Annotated in this window: 18 protein-coding genes; 8 read left to right on the top strand and 10 right to left on the bottom strand. The window is 54.9% G+C overall.

The genetic code is table 11. The features are described from left to right. Nucleotides 1-115 precede the first annotated feature (115 nt). Nucleotides 116-511: a hypothetical protein gene (locus OC597_RS23740; RefSeq protein ID WP_207980033.1), complete on the top strand. Its 396-nt coding sequence runs from the start codon at nt 116-118 to the stop codon at nt 509-511. A 47-nt stretch (nt 512-558) separates the two neighbouring features. Here OC597_RS23740 and OC597_RS23735 read toward each other — a convergent pair whose 3' ends face one another. Beyond that, nucleotides 559-1422, bottom strand: a complete 864-nt coding sequence (locus OC597_RS23735; protein WP_099063912.1) for a YicC/YloC family endoribonuclease — start codon at nt 1420-1422, stop codon at nt 559-561. Between the two features lie 126 nt (nt 1423-1548). Between OC597_RS23735 and rph the strand changes: the two genes are divergently transcribed. Further along, on the top strand, nt 1549-2265 hold the full coding sequence (gene rph, locus OC597_RS23730; protein WP_099063911.1) for a ribonuclease PH: 717 nt from the start codon (nt 1549-1551) through the stop codon (nt 2263-2265). 92 nt (nt 2266-2357) lie between these two features. Continuing rightward, nucleotides 2358-2999: an orotate phosphoribosyltransferase gene (gene pyrE, locus OC597_RS23725; protein WP_085120062.1), complete on the top strand. Its 642-nt coding sequence runs from the start codon at nt 2358-2360 to the stop codon at nt 2997-2999. A gap of 48 nt (nt 3000-3047) precedes the next feature. Here the strand turns inward: pyrE and slmA are convergent, their stop codons facing one another. From slmA to coaBC, 3 genes are all read right to left on the bottom strand, one after another. After that, complete coding sequence (gene slmA, locus OC597_RS23720; protein WP_261260285.1) at nt 3048-3644, bottom strand: nucleoid occlusion factor SlmA; 597 nt, start codon at nt 3642-3644, stop codon at nt 3048-3050. Nucleotides 3645-3897: 253 nt separating this feature from the next. Next, entirely contained in the window at nt 3898-4356 is a 459-nt protein-coding gene (gene dut, locus OC597_RS23715) for a dUTP diphosphatase (RefSeq protein WP_085120061.1), read from the bottom strand. Continuing rightward, nucleotides 4334-5551, bottom strand: coding sequence for a bifunctional phosphopantothenoylcysteine decarboxylase/phosphopantothenate--cysteine ligase CoaBC (gene coaBC / locus OC597_RS23710; protein WP_262210714.1), 1218 nt, complete (start codon nt 5549-5551; stop codon nt 4334-4336). Before coaBC ends, dut begins: the two co-directional genes overlap by 23 nt. Before the next feature lie 180 nt (nt 5552-5731). Here coaBC and radC point away from each other — a divergent pair, with 180 nt between their 5' ends. From radC to mutM, 4 genes are all read left to right on the top strand, one after another. After that, nucleotides 5732-6415 carry a RadC family protein gene (gene radC / locus OC597_RS23705; protein ID WP_262210713.1) on the top strand — a complete coding sequence of 228 codons (684 nt, stop codon included), beginning with the start codon at nt 5732-5734 and terminating at the stop codon, nt 6413-6415. 263 nt (nt 6416-6678) lie between these two features. Then, nucleotides 6679-6915 carry a 50S ribosomal protein L28 gene (gene rpmB, locus OC597_RS23700; protein WP_004953342.1) on the top strand — a complete coding sequence of 79 codons (237 nt, stop codon included), beginning with the start codon at nt 6679-6681 and terminating at the stop codon, nt 6913-6915. Nucleotides 6916-6926: 11 nt separating this feature from the next. Next, complete coding sequence (rpmG, locus tag OC597_RS23695) at nt 6927-7094, top strand: 50S ribosomal protein L33 (protein WP_004392084.1); 168 nt, start codon at nt 6927-6929, stop codon at nt 7092-7094. A 79-nt stretch (nt 7095-7173) separates the two neighbouring features. Next, nucleotides 7174-7983, top strand: coding sequence for a bifunctional DNA-formamidopyrimidine glycosylase/DNA-(apurinic or apyrimidinic site) lyase (mutM, locus tag OC597_RS23690; protein WP_262210710.1), 810 nt, complete (start codon nt 7174-7176; stop codon nt 7981-7983). Here the strand turns inward: mutM and coaD are convergent, their stop codons facing one another. Genes coaD through waaA form a run of 3 tightly spaced genes read right to left on the bottom strand, consistent with a single transcriptional unit; the run spans nt 7984 to nt 10524 of the window. Next, the gene (gene coaD, locus OC597_RS23685; RefSeq protein ID WP_085120057.1) at nt 7984-8469 is read right to left on the bottom strand and encodes a pantetheine-phosphate adenylyltransferase; all 486 of its coding nucleotides are present in this window, start codon (nt 8467-8469) and stop codon (nt 7984-7986) included. It abuts the gene before it with no gap. Nucleotides 8470-8472: 3 nt separating this feature from the next. Beyond that, the gene (locus OC597_RS23680) at nt 8473-9246 is read right to left on the bottom strand and encodes a glycosyltransferase family 2 protein (RefSeq protein WP_262210708.1); all 774 of its coding nucleotides are present in this window, start codon (nt 9244-9246) and stop codon (nt 8473-8475) included. Beyond that, nucleotides 9247-10524 carry a lipid IV(A) 3-deoxy-D-manno-octulosonic acid transferase gene (waaA, locus tag OC597_RS23675; RefSeq protein WP_261260280.1) on the bottom strand — a complete coding sequence of 426 codons (1278 nt, stop codon included), beginning with the start codon at nt 10522-10524 and terminating at the stop codon, nt 9247-9249. A 125-nt stretch (nt 10525-10649) separates the two neighbouring features. Between waaA and OC597_RS23670 the strand changes: the two genes are divergently transcribed. Continuing rightward, a complete protein-coding gene (locus OC597_RS23670) occupies nt 10650-11663 on the top strand; it encodes a glycosyltransferase family 9 protein (RefSeq protein ID WP_261260279.1) in 1014 nt (337 codons plus the stop codon). Nucleotides 11664-11694: 31 nt separating this feature from the next. Here the strand turns inward: OC597_RS23670 and OC597_RS23665 are convergent, their stop codons facing one another. From OC597_RS23665 to rfaQ, 3 genes are read right to left on the bottom strand one after another with little or no spacing between them, the layout of a single operon-like run. Next, the gene (locus tag OC597_RS23665) at nt 11695-12792 is read right to left on the bottom strand and encodes a glycosyltransferase (RefSeq protein ID WP_261260278.1); all 1098 of its coding nucleotides are present in this window, start codon (nt 12790-12792) and stop codon (nt 11695-11697) included. A gap of 2 nt (nt 12793-12794) precedes the next feature. Beyond that, nucleotides 12795-13922 (bottom strand): glycosyltransferase family 4 protein, encoded by a 1128-nt coding sequence (locus tag OC597_RS23660; RefSeq protein WP_261286007.1) that lies wholly within the window; start codon nt 13920-13922, stop codon nt 12795-12797. Then, on the bottom strand, nt 13919-15001 hold the full coding sequence (rfaQ, locus tag OC597_RS23655; protein WP_261286008.1) for a putative lipopolysaccharide heptosyltransferase III: 1083 nt from the start codon (nt 14999-15001) through the stop codon (nt 13919-13921). The genes OC597_RS23660 and rfaQ overlap by 4 nt, the downstream gene beginning before the upstream one ends. Nucleotides 15002-15125: the final 124 nt, after the last annotated feature.

The following is a 15125-nucleotide window of genomic DNA, read 5'->3' as shown; positions in this document are numbered from 1 at the left end:
AATGCGCAACGGGTTGTGCTAATGGATTGGTTTATTAAGGATTAGCCAAGAAAATGGTCTGACATTTTGTCGCAGAAGCTCGGCGACCGTTTTTCTCAGGATGAGGATACCGATGATGAACACCAGCACCTTATTGCGGGCTTTGGCGAATGGCGTGAATCCCGATACCGGCGAGTTATTGAAACCCGCATCAATGGCCTGTTCGCCGGAAGCGATACGTCTTTTGTTCGCCCTGGCCGAGGAATTTCAAAGCGAAACCGAACGTCAGAAAAAGACCAAGCTAACGCCGGAGGAAAGGCGACAGAAGAATATTTTTGAGGGGCGGCCGGCAAAATCTTACTTCCCCTGGGATGAAGAAGAGAAACAACGATTGCAGGAAAGTCACGCCGCGGGTATGACGCTGGAGGTGATGAGCAGTGAATTCGAACGCTCGACCTGGGGTATTGCCGTGCAGTTGCAGAAAATGGGACTGATTACCGAAGAGCAGGCGGCTGGTTTACCCAGAGCATAGCCGTAAAAAAGCCCGCTGACGCGGGCTTAAGCGAATGAAGAAACGTATCACTCGATATTCTGGATCTGTTCGCGCATCTGCTCGATCAACACCTTCAGCTCGATGGCAGAAGTGGTGACGTCGGCATTGATGGACTTGGATGCCAGGGTGTTAGATTCGCGGTTGAACTCCTGCATCATAAAGTCGAGGCGACGGCCGACGGCTTCTTTCTTCTTCAGGATGTTGTGCGTTTCTTTTACGTGGGCTTCCAGACGGTCCAACTCTTCGGCGACGTCAATACGCTGCGCCATCAACACCAGTTCCTGTTCCAGACGGGTGTTTTCCAGTTGTACCTGAGCTTCTTCCAACTTGCTGACCAGACGCTCACGCTGCCATTGCAGAATGTTTGGCATCTGGGCACGTACCTTGATCACTTCGGCGCTAACACCGTCCAGGCGCTGTTCAATCAGCGCTTTCAGTGCGGTACCTTCGCTTTCGCGAGCAATAATGAAGTCATCCAGTGCGCCGTCCAGCGCCTGCATTAGCTGTGCGCTGATAGCGTCCAGATCTTGCTCCTGGGCAGACATCACCCCTGGCCAACGCAGTACGTCGATAGGATCAATTTCCCCTTCGTCGCTTTGCATTTTTACCCAGTTGGCGGCTTCGACCAGCTGCTTAGCCAGCTTTTCGTTCAGGATCATTGAGCTTTGCGCGCTCGGATCCAGTTCGAAACGCAGGTTGCACTCCACTTTGCCGCGGGTCAGGCGGCCACGAATACGTTCGCGGATCACCGGTTCCAGGCTGCGGAATTGCTCTGGCAGGCGGATGTAGGTTTCTAGATAGCGTTGGTTCACGGAACGCAGCTCCCAAGCTGCGCTGCCCCACTCACCCTTGATTTCACGCCGGGCGTAGGCTGTCATGCTGCGGATCATTGATGCGTACCCGTAATAGGAAAAGATGAGGCGATTATAGCGTTGGACATGCGGGCAGGATAGGCATTACGTCACGAAGCCCGTATAATGCGCAGCCAATCGTTGATTAGAAGCCGGAGAGAGCCCATGCGTCCTGCAGGCAGAGCACCACAACAAGTTCGCCCACTGACACTGACCCGTCACTATACCAAACACGCAGAAGGCTCAGTGCTGGTTGAGTTTGGCGATACCAAAGTTTTGTGCACCGCCACGGTAGAAGAGGGCGTTCCGCGCTTCCTGAAAGGTCAGGGCCAGGGGTGGATCACCGCTGAATACGGCATGTTGCCGCGTTCTACCCACAGCCGTAACGCCCGCGAAGCCGCAAAAGGCAAGCAGGGCGGCCGCACGCTGGAGATCCAGCGTCTGATCGCCCGCTCGCTGCGTGCAGCGGTGGATCTGAAAAAGCTCGGTGAGTTCACCATCACACTCGACTGCGACGTCTTGCAGGCCGATGGCGGCACCCGTACCGCGTCCATTTCCGGTGCCTGTGTTGCGCTGGCCGATGCGTTGAATGCGCTGGTGGCCAACGGCAAGCTGAAAGCCAATCCGATGAAAGGGCTGGTCGCCGCAGTTTCTGTTGGTATCGTTAACGGCGAAGCGCTGTGCGATTTGGAGTATGTCGAAGACTCCGCAGCAGAAACCGATATGAACGTGGTGATGATGGAAGATGGCCGCATGATCGAGGTGCAGGGCACCGCCGAGGGCGAGCCGTTCAGCCACGAGGAGTTACTGGCGCTGTTGGCGCTGGCTCGAGGGGGCATCGATACCATCTTCCAGGCGCAGAAAGCGGCGCTGGCAGACTAATTATTAAGGCGACTCAAGGGTCGCCTTTTTTACGCCCGGCGAACGGGCGGCAGTATTAACAGATCTAACCGACCAGACGAGGAGAAGCAGCAATGAAAGCCTATCAGCGCCAGTTTATCGAGTTCGCGCTTAACAAGCAGGTATTGAAATTCGGCGAGTTCACCCTGAAATCCGGCCGCACCAGCCCGTATTTCTTTAATGCCGGCCTGTTTAATACCGGGCGTGATCTCGCGCTGTTAGGGCGTTTTTATGCCGAAGCGCTGGTGGATTCAGGTATTGAATTCGACCTGCTGTTTGGCCCAGCCTACAAAGGGATCCCGATCGCTACTACCACGGCGGTCGCGTTGGCTGAACACCACGAACGTGATGTACCGTACTGCTTTAACCGTAAAGAAGCCAAGACCCATGGCGAGGGTGGCACGCTGGTAGGTAGCCCGCTGCAGGGCCGTGTGATGTTGGTAGACGATGTCATCACTGCCGGTACGGCGATCAGGGAATCAATGGAAATCATTGGTGCCGGCGGCGCGCGGCTTGCTGGGGTGCTGATTTCTCTCGATCGTCAGGAGCGCGGCCGTGCGGATATATCGGCCATTCAGGAAGTTGAGCGTGACTATCATTGCAAGGTGATTTCCATCGTGACGCTGAAGGATTTGATTGTTTATCTGGAAGAGAAACCGGAAATGGCGGATCACCTGGCGGCGGTTCGCGCTTATCGCGAGCAGTACGGGGTTTAACGCGGGATTTACTATGCCGGGCGCATCAACATGCACCCGGCATAGGGTTTATTGCAGTTGTGCCGCCAACAGTGGCCAGCGGCCATCGAATTCTTGCGTTGGGCGGTAGCGGAATTCGGAACGTACGTAGCGTGACAGCATGCCTTCACAGAACGCCAGTAACTGGCTGGCCAGCAGCGTTTCATCCACGATAAAGCCTTTTCCTTCACGCAGTTTGCGTTCTTTCAACACCTGACGCAGCTGCGCCTCGATGCGTTCAAACAGCTGGTTGATTCGCCCCTGCAGCCGATCTTGCTCAAACATTAATGCGTGGCCGGTCATGATACGCGTCAGGCCCGGGTTGCGTTCGGCAAACCCCAGCACCAGTAACAGAATCAACCGCAGGCGGTTAAAAGTATCTTTCTCATCCTGCAGGATTAGGTTGATGCGTGTGATCAGGCTGTCTTCAATAAACTCGATCAGACTGTCGAACATCCGTGTCTTGCTGGGAAAGTGTCGGTACAGCGCAGCTTCGGAGACTCCGACGTTAGCGGCAAGTTTAGCGGTGGTAATACGCTGGCTACCGTCGCTGGATTCCAGCATCTGGGCTAATGCCTGCAGTATTTCCTCGCGCCGGTTCCTTTTGATTTTTTCTTTTTCTGCCATGTCTGATTAGACCCTTGCTAAAACTGCTTAGACTTTCGAAAACCCGGGCACCGGCCGCTGCAGAGATATCTCTGTGCGGCTTATGTGATAGCTTTTTTACGATGCTGGGGTCAGCGGCCTTAACGACCTGTATTCTCCGCGCGTTCTGGTCTGCGCTGAAATCGTAGTCGGCCAAACCTTGCCGCAGAGCTGTCCTTTTATCCGGGGTGGCAAGATTTCAGATGACATTTCCCTGTCGGCAATCGGTTATCGCTTAGTGGCGACCGGAGTGGCCAAAACCACCGGCACCACGTTCGCTGCTGTCGAACTCTTCAACCAGATTGAACTCGGCCTGTACCACCGGCACAAATACCATCTGTGCGATACGTTCACCGGGCTCAATAGTGAAGGATTTTTGACCGCGGTTCCAGACGGAAACCATCAGTTGACCCTGATAATCGGAATCGATCAGGCCGACCAGGTTGCCCAGCACGACACCGTGTTTATGGCCCAGGCCGGAGCGCGGCAAGATTACTGCCGCAAGATCGGTATCGGCGATGTGAATAGCCAGGCCGGTAGGCAGTAGCGTAGTTTCACCCGGAGCCAGTTCAACGGCGCTGTCCAGACAGGCGCGCAGATCCAGGCCGGCAGAACCTGGAGTGGCGTAGGTCGGTAATGGGAAATCCTGTCCGATACGTGGGTCGAGGATTTTAACGTCGATTTTTTTCTTCATAACGGCTGACTATCTCGTCTATTAAACGTTGGCCAAGGAGTGCCTTGTCGCTCAGCGCCAGGCGCTTTTCTCCATCCTGCCAAAAAAGGTGCAAGGCATTGGTGTCACTGTTAAACCCATGCTCTGCAAGCGATACATCATTAGCGCAAATTAAATCCAGTTTCTTACGCGCCAGTTTTTGTCGCGCGTATTCTTCCACATTCTGGGTTTCGGCGGCAAACCCCACGACAAAGGGGCGATTTTTTGTCATTGCGGCAACGCCGGCAACGATATCGGGGTTTTTTACCATTTTGAGGATGATTTCATCACCCTGTTTTTTAATTTTTTCATCGGAAATCTGCTCGGCACGGTAGTCGGCCACGGCGGCGCAGGAAATAAAAATATTCTGCGCAGCGGCGCGTTGCTGCACAGCTTGCTCCATTTCCAACGCGCTGACGACGTCAACCCGGGTGACCCAGGGTGGCGTTGGCTGGTTGACTGGCCCCGCGATCAACGTGACCTGTGCACCCCGTGCTGCGGCGGCACGAGCGATGGCAAAGCCCATTTTACCGGAGCTGTGGTTGCTAATGAAACGCACCGGATCCAAGGCTTCGCGCGTCGGGCCGGCGGTGAGCATAATCTTTAAATGTTGCAGATCTTGTGGCGTAGAGAAATGGCTGTTCGCCAGTTCGACAATTTCAAGCGGATCGAGCATACGCCCCGGGCCGATGTCACCACAGGCCTGGCTACCGCTGTCTGGTCCCCACAGCAGCATACCGCGTGCCTGCAGAGTGTGCAGGTTGGCCTGAGTCGCGACGGCGCGGTACATCTGTTGGTTCATGGCGGGCGCGGCGGCAATCGGTGCCGCCGTGGCCAGGCAAAGGGTAGTCAGCAGATCGTTGGCCATGCCAGCGGCGACGCGCGCCAGCAGATCGGCGGTGGCCGGAGCCAGAATCACCAGATCTGCCCACTTGCCGAGTTCGATATGGCCCATCGCCGCTTCGGCGGCGGGATCCAGGAGATCGTCTGAGACCGGATAGCCAGAAACGGCCTGCAGCGTCAGCGGCGTGATAAAGGCTTTCGCTGCGTTGGTCATTACCACACGTACTTCAGCGCCTCTGTCATGCAGGCGGCGTACCAGTTCTGGGCATTTGTAGGCGGCGATGCCGCCACTGATGCCAAGCACAATATGTTTGCCGGAAAGCCCCGTCATCATGATTGTCCGATTGAATCCGAAAGATGTGCCATTTTAGCATAACCGCCGGACAGGTGAGCGATTCCGCTGTGTCTGCAGTGCGTTACATTGTGCTTTGCGCAGTACTTCGCAATGTTATCAAACACCTGTCGTTGGCCTCCCCGCTGCGTGGCATGCTGTGGCGTTTTCAGGGGGGCGATGATGAGCAGTCAGGTAATCAGCTTGTGGGCGGGTACGCTGGCACCACGGGAAAAATTATTGTGTTACGGTGCACCGGCGCTGTCTGATGCGGAACTGTTAGCCATTTTTCTACGCACCGGTTTTCCCGGAGTGCATGTCATGCAACTGGCTGAACAGTTGCTGGAGCAGTTTGGCTCGCTGTATCACCTGATGTCGGCGGATCATTCAGTTTTTTGCAGCCATAAAGGGCTGGGGAATTCCAGCTATGCGCAACTGCAGGCGATTTCCGAGTTGGCGTTCCGCTTCTTTTCCAGCCATCTGGCGCAGGAAAATGTCATGCTTAACCCCAGGATGACCCAGCATTATTTGCAAAGTTTGCTGGCACATCATGAGCGGGAAGTGTTTTTGGTATTGTTTTTAGACAATCAGCACCGTGTTATTCGCCATCAGGAGATGTTTGCTGGTACCATCAGCAGCGTTGTCGTATACCCGAGAGAAATTGTGCGCGAAGCGTTGAAGGCTAATGCGGCCGCCATTATTCTGGCGCATAATCACCCCTCGGGTAAGGCTGAACCCAGTCATGCCGATCGTTTGATAACCGAGCAAGTGGTTAATGCCTGCCGGTTATTGGAAATCCGAGTGCTCGATCATTTGGTGATAGGTCGGGGTGAATGTGTCTCTTTTGCCGAGCGCGGATGGCTTTAAGCGATTTTTTCGCGATCCTTGTGGGATCTTTAGCTGTTCGGGACTTGAGCACTTACGCTTCAGAGCGTATACTACGCCACCTTTGAGAATCTTGGGTTTGGCGTAAGAGCCTATCTCAGCAGGTTTCTAACCTGATGCGTGGTTTCTAACCTGATGACGAGAGTCTCCTCAGTATGAAGTTTGCTGAGATGGGCTCTAAAAGCCTGACGAGGCGGCCATACTCTATACGAAGCTCGAGCTGATTTGATTTTTGGAGAATAGACATGTCACGAGTCTGCCAAGTTACTGGCAAGCGCCCGGTGAGCGGTAACAACCGTTCCCACGCAATGAACGCGACCAAACGCCGTTTTCTGCCGAACCTGCACTCACACCGTTTTTGGGTTGAGGCTGAGAAGCGCTTTGTAACGCTGCGTGTATCTGCTAAAGGTATGCGTGTTATTGATAAGAAGGGTATTGAGACGGTCTTGGCCGATCTGCGTACCCGTGGTGAGAAGTATTAAGGAACTGCATCATGGCTAAAGGTGTTCGCGAGAAGATCAAGCTGGTTTCTTCTGCTGGTACTGGTCACTTCTATACCACCACGAAGAACAAGCGTACTAAGCCGGAAAAATTGGAACTGAAGAAATTCGATCCAGTTGTCCGCCAGCACGTGATCTACAAAGAAGCTAAAATTAAATAATTTTAGTGGATTAATAAAAACCCGGCCTCGGCCGGGTTTTTTGCGTTATAAGAGTAGAAAACCGACAGGAGAGCGCCAGATGCCTGAATTACCAGAAGTTGAGACCAGCCGCCGTGGTATTGAACCTTACCTTGTCGGCCATAGCATTCAGTATGCCGTGGTACGCAATGCGCGTCTGCGCTGGCCGGTTTCCGAGCAAATTCTGGCGTTGAGCGACCAGCCGGTACTCAGTGTGCAGCGCCGCGCCAAGTATTTGCTGATTGAACTGGCGAGCGGCTGGATTATCGTTCACCTGGGGATGTCAGGCAGCCTGCGGATGTTGGCCGAAGAGACCGAGGCCGGTAAACACGACCACGTCGATCTGGTGATCAGCAACGGGATGACGCTGCGTTACACTGACCCGCGCCGTTTTGGCGCCTGGTTATGGTGTGAGGATCTGGCGACCAGTAACGTGCTGGCCCATCTTGGGCCGGAACCACTGAGTGAAGCTTTTACCGGTGCCTACCTGTACGAAAAATCGCGTAACAAGCGCACGCTGATCAAACCCTGGCTGATGGATAACAAGCTGGTGGTAGGAGTGGGCAATATCTATGCCAGTGAATCGCTGTTTACCGCCAGGATCCTGCCTGACCGTCCTGCGAGTTCGCTGAGCAAAGTGGAAGCTGAAGTGCTGGTGGAAACCATTAAGGCGGTATTGCTGCGCTCTATTGAACAGGGCGGCACCACGCTGCGGGATTTCCTGCAGTCGGACGGCAAGCCGGGGTATTTCGCGCAGGAACTGCAGGTGTATGGTCGGGCGGGTGAGCCTTGCCGCGCGTGCGGCACGCCGATTGAATCCGCCAAGCACGGGCAGCGTAGCACTTTCTTCTGCCGACGCTGCCAGCGCTGATTATTGCGCGGCGAGTTTTTCGAACAGGGCCTGGGTGACCACCGCCGGCAGGAAAGGGGCGATGTCACCGCCATGGCGTGCCACCTCTTTCACCAGCGAGGACGAGATAAACGACCACTCTTCGGAAGGCATCAGGAACACGCTTTCCAGCGTTGGCATCAAATGGCGATTCATATTGGCCAACTGCAGTTCGTATTCAAAATCCGATACCGCACGCAGGCCGCGTACCAGAATATTGGCATTCTGATGGGCAGCAAAATGCGCCATCAGTTCACTGAACCCAAGCACTTCTACATTATCCAGATGCGATGTCACCTGGCTGGCTAAAGCTACGCGCTCTTCCAGTGTGAACAGCGGTTTTTTACTCGGGCTGGCGGCAATCGCCAAAATGACGTGATCGAACATCAGTGACGCACGGGTTACCAAATCCAGGTGGCCGTTGGTCATGGGATCGAAAGTACCGGGATAGATGGCTTTACGGGTCATGATTCACTTCTCTGAATAGTTGCGGCCCAATGCCCAGAGTGCGGCATATTTATTGAAAGTATATTGCGCGTTGACCACCGCTAACAGCAACCCCTGTTTACCGTCCAGGAAGCCGGCACGCAGCAACCAGGTTTTGCAGAAGGCACCGAGGGTGTGGGTCAGTATCGAGAGATAGCCGCAGCGTTTACCGGCCTGATGGCGTTGATTGGCCCATTCTTCAGCATAACGCAGCTGTTTACGCTGGAAGTCAAAAAAGTCGCGGCAGGTCAGGTGCAGCAGATCGCCGTTAAGAGGCACCACTTTCGCCCCGTTGATAGTGAGCGACTCGTGCACCAGATTATCGTTATAGCGATAGCGCTGGTTGGCGTACAGCCGGTTGACGCGATCAGGGTACCAGCCGCTGTGGCGCATAAAGCGCCCGAGGAACAAATTGCGGCGCGCGCAGCTGTAGACTTGATTATCGTCCGGATCGGTCAGCGTTTGTTCAATTGACTGGCGCAGTTCCGGTGTAACGCGTTCGTCAGCGTCGATCATCAGAACATAGTCGTGACTGGCGTAACTTTGCGCCCGTTGGCGTTGTTTGCCAAATCCCTGCCAGTCGACATGGGTGAATACTTTGGCGCCCAGACTTTCGGCTACGGCTACGCTGTCATCCTGGCTGCCTGAATCCAGCATGACGATTTCGTCTGCCCAGGCTACGGATCGCAGGCAGTCCGGCAGCAGCCCGGCTTCATTCTTGGCGATAATCACCACCGACAGGCTTTTGCGGGCGCTCATTTAATGGCTCCGGGGCGGCAGGTGTGGTTCTAGTAGCTGCAGCAGGCGCTGTAACGCTCCCTGATTTTGATACAGCACTTCTACCGCGTGGCGGCCGTAATAGCGGCGATAGTCTTCGTCGGTGAGCAGTGTTGCCACTTCCTTGACCAATGAATCCTCGTCGGTCACGGTGATCAACCCTCCGGCTTGTGACAGCTTGGCGCAGATATCCTTGAAGTTGAAGGTATGTGGCCCCATCAGTACCGGGATGGCGTGTGCTGCGGCTTCCAGCGGATTATGTCCACCGCGTTCCACCAGGCTGCCGCCAACAAAGGCCAGATCGGCAATGCCGTACAGCAGCATCAGTTCGCCCATGGTATCGCCGATCACCACCTGGGTACCGCCGGAAGGGATTTCGCCGCTGCTGCGCAGGGTGTAGCTGAAGCCGGCTTTTTGCACCAACTCTTTCGCGGTAGGGAAGCGTTCAGGGTGACGCGGCACCAGGATTAGCAGCAGATCGGGGTGTTTTTCCAGCAGTTTGCGGTGCGCGGCCAGCAGAATGCTTTCCTCACCTTCGTGGGTGCTGGTGGCGATCCACACCGGACGACGCGGCGCCCATTGGCGGCGTAACGTGATTGCGCGTGCAGCCAGCTCAGGCGTAACGGAAATATCGAATTTCAGGCTGCCGGTCACCGTCAGCTGTGAGCGTTTTAGGCCCAGTTCGACAAAACGCTCGCCGTCTTCCTGATTTTGCGCGGCGATCAACGTAATACGGCGCAGCATATCGCGGACAAAACCGCCGATTTTTTTGTAGCCGGCGGCAGAACGGGCGGAAAGTCGGGCGTTGGCGATCACCAGTGGGATTTGACGCTGATGCAGGGCGTTAATCAGATTGGGCCACAGCTCGGTTTCCATAATGATGACCAGCTTGGGGTTCACCTGATCCAGGAAGCGGCGCATGGAGCCCGGCAGATCGTAGGGCAGATAAACATGATGAACATCTTTACCGAAGGCGGACTGCACGCGTTCTGAACCAGTCGGCGTCATGGTGGTCACAGTAATCGGTAAATAGGGGTAACGGTGGCGCAGTGCGCGAACCAACGGGATGGCGGCCAGCGTTTCACCCACGGAGACGGAATGCAGCATGATGCCGCCTGGCACGACTTTTCCGGCGCAGAAGCCATAGCGTTCTGCCCAGCGTTTACGGTAGGCTGGAGCTTTGCGGCTGCGCAACAGTAAGCGGAGCCAGATCAGGGGTTGGATGAGGTAGAGTAGTACCTGATATAAACGCAGCAACATTCTATCAATTTCATTTATATGGGTTATTCAGAATAGTACCATAACTGGAAGGGAAAGGCGCTAATTTGGTAACCTTGGGTGTCAGTTTTGGACAACAGGCGAGTGATTTCGCTGATAGGCTTGGAATGAAGAATATTTTAATTATTCGCCGTGACAATATTGGCGATCTTGTTTGTACCACGCCTCTGATCGAAGCGGTGAAAATTGCCTATCCGGATGCCAAACTTTATCTGTTAATCAATAAAGTCAGTCAGGATGTTGTTAAAAACAACCCGCACCTCGAAAAAGTTTTCGTCTATAAAAAGGCAAAGCATAAGGCGAAAAATGAAACCACGCTGGGGGTTTATTTCGAACGTCTGATGATTTTCCTTAAGCTGCGTAAAATAAAGTTCGATGCGGCGATCCTGGCCAACCCGGTTCCCTGTAAGTACAGCCTGCGATTGGCGAAAATGGCAGGGGTCAACAATATTATTGGCGCAGACTTGGGCACGTCTGATATTCATCATCCTTTTCGTAAGGAGAATTTCAGCGGCAAGCATCAGGTTGAGCATACCTACAGTTACCTTTCGGCGATTACCGAACAGCGCATTCCGATCCCCCCGGTGCGGGTGTATCTGACGGCAGAAGAGCGCCAGCAGGCGGCACAGCGGTTGCAAAAATGCATACCGTCGGTCGAGCGAGTTTGTGCCGTTCATATCAGCAGTCGCAGCCCTAAGCGGCGTTGGCCGATCGAGCGCTATGCCGAAATTATCAATCGCTTACTTGCCGATAAGAACACGGCGGTACTGATTTTTTGGTCGCCGCAGGGCACGCTAACACCGGATGATATTGGCGATCAGAAGCGCGCAGAGCAGTTGTTGTCGCTATGTCAGAATGAGCGTGTGGCGCTGTATCCAACGGCGTCGGTGCGTGAATTACTGGCCGGTTTTGATTTATGCGACAGAGTGCTGTGCAGTGACGGTGGGCAGATGCACCTGGCCGCAGCGCTGAATAAAGACATGGTGGTGTTTTTTGGCGATACGGATAAAGAATCCTGGCACCCATGGTCTGGGCGCTATCACATTCTACAAACCGAATCGGGTGACTGTATTGATGTTTCTGTTGAAGACGTTTGGCAAAAAATACAGGCGTTAAATTAATTAAATATGAGGCAGGGGTTCCCTGCCTTATTTATTTCTTGAGTGCCAAATACTGCTGACAAATAGGATTTAGCCCATAGCTCAGCAGCTGTTGGTGATTAATCTCCGGGGGGGTGGCATAAATATCTGCCATTTTCCCCGCCAGTGATTGGTCATTAAGTTCCGCCAGCGCGTTATTCATCCCCGCTTTTTCCAGAATTTCCGCTGGCCCGCCCGGACAGCGGGTGCTGACTACTGGAGTGCCGCAGAGCAGCGCCTCCACCAACACGTTGCCAAAGCCTTCGCTGTCGGAGCTAAGTACCAGCAGAGATGCGTGCCGAATAAACGGATAAGGATTGGCCTGGAAGCCGAGGAACAACACGCGGTCTGCTATCCCCAATTGGTTTGCCAGCTGTTTCACTTCCCCTACGTTGGTTTCGCTGCCGGTGCCAATCAGTGCCAGCGGTGCCTGTATGCCCGATAGCGCGTAGGCCTTCAGCAGGCGATCGTGCCGCTTGTGCGGATGAAAGCGCCCGACGTGCACCAGATAATCTTTGCCTGCCAGCTCACAAGGTTCCGCTGACTGCTGCTCGATGGCGGCAATATCAAACGGATTGTTGATCACCGCCAGCCGACTTGGGGTGATCGGCAGGTTCTGCTGCAAATCGTCCCCCACGGCTTGTGAGACGGCAACGATATTTCTGCCCTGGTAAACCCCGGCGATTTTCCGTTGTTTCAGCCAGCGATCCAGCCCCTTGCGGTGACCCAGATAGGAAGTCGACAGAATGCCGTGAATGCAGAACCACAGGCGGTCTGAAGAAAGTAACTGACTGCGGCTGACGATGCGATCGGTTTTATGCAGGTTGGAGAACACCAAATCATAGGTACCCTGTTGGCGTTCATTGTCGGCGATCGTCCGATCCAGAGAGGCAGCGCGGCGTGACAGTTCTGTCAGTTTGCGCCATGGCGAGCGGCTGCTGTCCGCCACCACCTGATAGTGAATGCCAGTGGGGATCGGGTAGTTACAAACATCGCGCAATGAAATCAGGCTGACGTCATGGCCCATTTGCTGCATACCCTGACACAGGGTCAGCACCACTTTTTCTGCGCCTCCGCCCGGCAGGCCGTCGATAATCATCAGAATACGCATAGTTAATCCAGCAGTCGGCTATAAAGGGATATCAGCTGTTCCGACAGGCGTGCCGGGGTAGCCGACATAATACGCAATCTTGCTGCTTCGCCCATGGCGGAGCCCAAAGCCTGGCGCGGTAGCGCTGTGATCGCCGCGATCAGAGCGGGGACATCAAGGGCATCGGTCACGAAGCCATTTTCCCCCTGGGTGATAAACTCCGAGCCGCCGCAGGTGGTGCTGGTAATGACTGGCAGTCCGCAGGACATCGCTTCCAGGATGACGTTGGGAAACGGATCGTACAGTGTGGGCAGCAGCAGCGCGTCCGCAGCCTGATAGAACGGCAGCGTTTGTTTTTGCACGCCCATAAACCGCAGCCGGTCACTGCAACCCAGCGACTGGGCCAGCGCCTGATAGCGTTTTTCGGCCTTATCTTTGCCCACCACCAGCAGATAGCTATCGGTCGCTGCGACGGCACGGATGGCAGCGGCCAACCCTTTGCGTTCAAAACCGGAACCGACAAAAATCAGGCAGTGCGCCTGCTGCGGGATCTGGTATTGCTGACGTAGTTGCTGGCGCAGTTCGGCATTGGCGGGCAGGAACTTTTGATTATCAATGGCGTTGTAGATCACCGTGATTTTATCGGCGGGGACACCGAAATCATCGATGATTTCCTGCTTGATCATTTCTGCATTGCAGATGACCGCTTTCAACTCTGGTGCGGCGTACATCGCCCGTTCCGCACACATCACGTAACGGTGGTAGCGGTTCGAGAAAAGCCACTTGCGACGCCATTCCGGCAGCAGGCGCGCCCGCTGCAATAACCAGCGGCGATGTACACCATCGCCGGCGCGGTAAATGTCGCAGCCGGGAATGCGCTCATGGCTCTGTACCAGATCGAAGTTTTCCTTCTGCCATAGCGCTCTGGCCGCTTCGGCAAAGCCACGTTCACGGCTGATGCGGCCGAACTTTAGCGGATTACACAGGTGGATATGCCAGTTTGGATTGGCGTCACCCTGCCATTCGCGGGTGATAACGTTCAGATCGAGGTCCTGCTGTTCCAGCGCCTCAAGGGCGCGTGAGACAAAACGCTCAGCTCCACCGTCCGGGCGGTACTTTTGGCGAACGATCGCCAAACGAAATGCTTTCATGCCAGCGTGCTCCGCGCGGCTGCAATCACCGCGTCTGTAGGAATAAGGTCCAGATAACGTTCATCGGTGCCGGTATTGATGGCGTCCGGATCGGGCAAGTCGCCGTAGTCTCCGGCCCATATCACGCGGCCAATGACCTGCCAGGGGCGCCAGAACACCAGCTTGGAAGGGCCAAACAGTGCGATGCAGGGGGTCTGCAGCGCAGCGGCCATGTGCATAGGCACCGAATCTACACCGATAAACAGTTTAGCGTGGTCGATCAGGGCGGCCAGTTGTCGCAGTGTCAGTTGGCCGGCCAGTGAGATTACGCCCTGCGGCGGACAGAGCGCCAGAATGCGCTCCACCATTTCTCGTTCTTTTGCGTCCGGCCCAGAGGTGATCACTAACTGGTGGCCATCGGCCTGCAATGCGCTGATGGTGGCCGCCATTTTTTCTTCGCTCCAGCATTTGAAGAACCAGCGGGAGGTGGGCTGTACCACAATAAAATCGCCGGTCATGTTCTGCTGCTGCAACAGTTGCTCGCAGGCTTGCCAGTCCTGCGGTGGGTAGCTCATGGTCACCTGCTGGCTGAAGGCTGGCAGGCCGAGCGGTTGCAACAGCGACAGATTCTGTTCAACCGTATGCAACCGGGCGTGATCGCTTACCGGTACCAAATGCGTATGGCAATGGCGCCATAAGAAGCCCTGCCGTTTGGGGAAATCGAAACCCAGACGAATACGCGCGCCGGTCAGTTTGGCGAGGAGGGCGCTGCGCCACTGATCGGCCAGATTGACCACCAGATCGTAACTTTGTGCTTTGAGCTGGCGGATCAGGTTAAGCTCATGGCGCAGATGCGCTTTTGTCCCCTGCTTTTTCCACTGACGATCGATAACGAAGATATTCGACAGCGCCGGGTGGCTGGCCAGCATCTCCTGGGTTTCTTTATACAGCAGTACGTCGATCTGCGCCTGCGGGTAGTTTTGCTGCAGGGTATTGATGACCGGCGTGATCAGCAACATATCGCCATGATGGCGAAGTTTAACGATCAGAATACGCTGTATCGAAGTATCAGGAGCTAGGGCTGGCGCGTCGTTCATCATGAGTCGCTTTCAGGGAAACCAATCTTTGATTCTAAATGACCCGATCGCATGTGGCTACTGTTGCTCGGTTTTCTTGCCGTGAAGGGAAAAAATAGCCTGGGGGAGTGACAAAAGGCCTTCAACG

The sequence above is a fragment of the Serratia proteamaculans genome, assembly GCF_946227095.1.
GTDB lineage: Bacteria > Pseudomonadota > Gammaproteobacteria > Enterobacterales > Enterobacteriaceae > Serratia > Serratia proteamaculans_E.
Note: the sequence above shows the minus strand (reverse complement) of the source record. Positions and strands in the feature narration are given on the sequence as shown.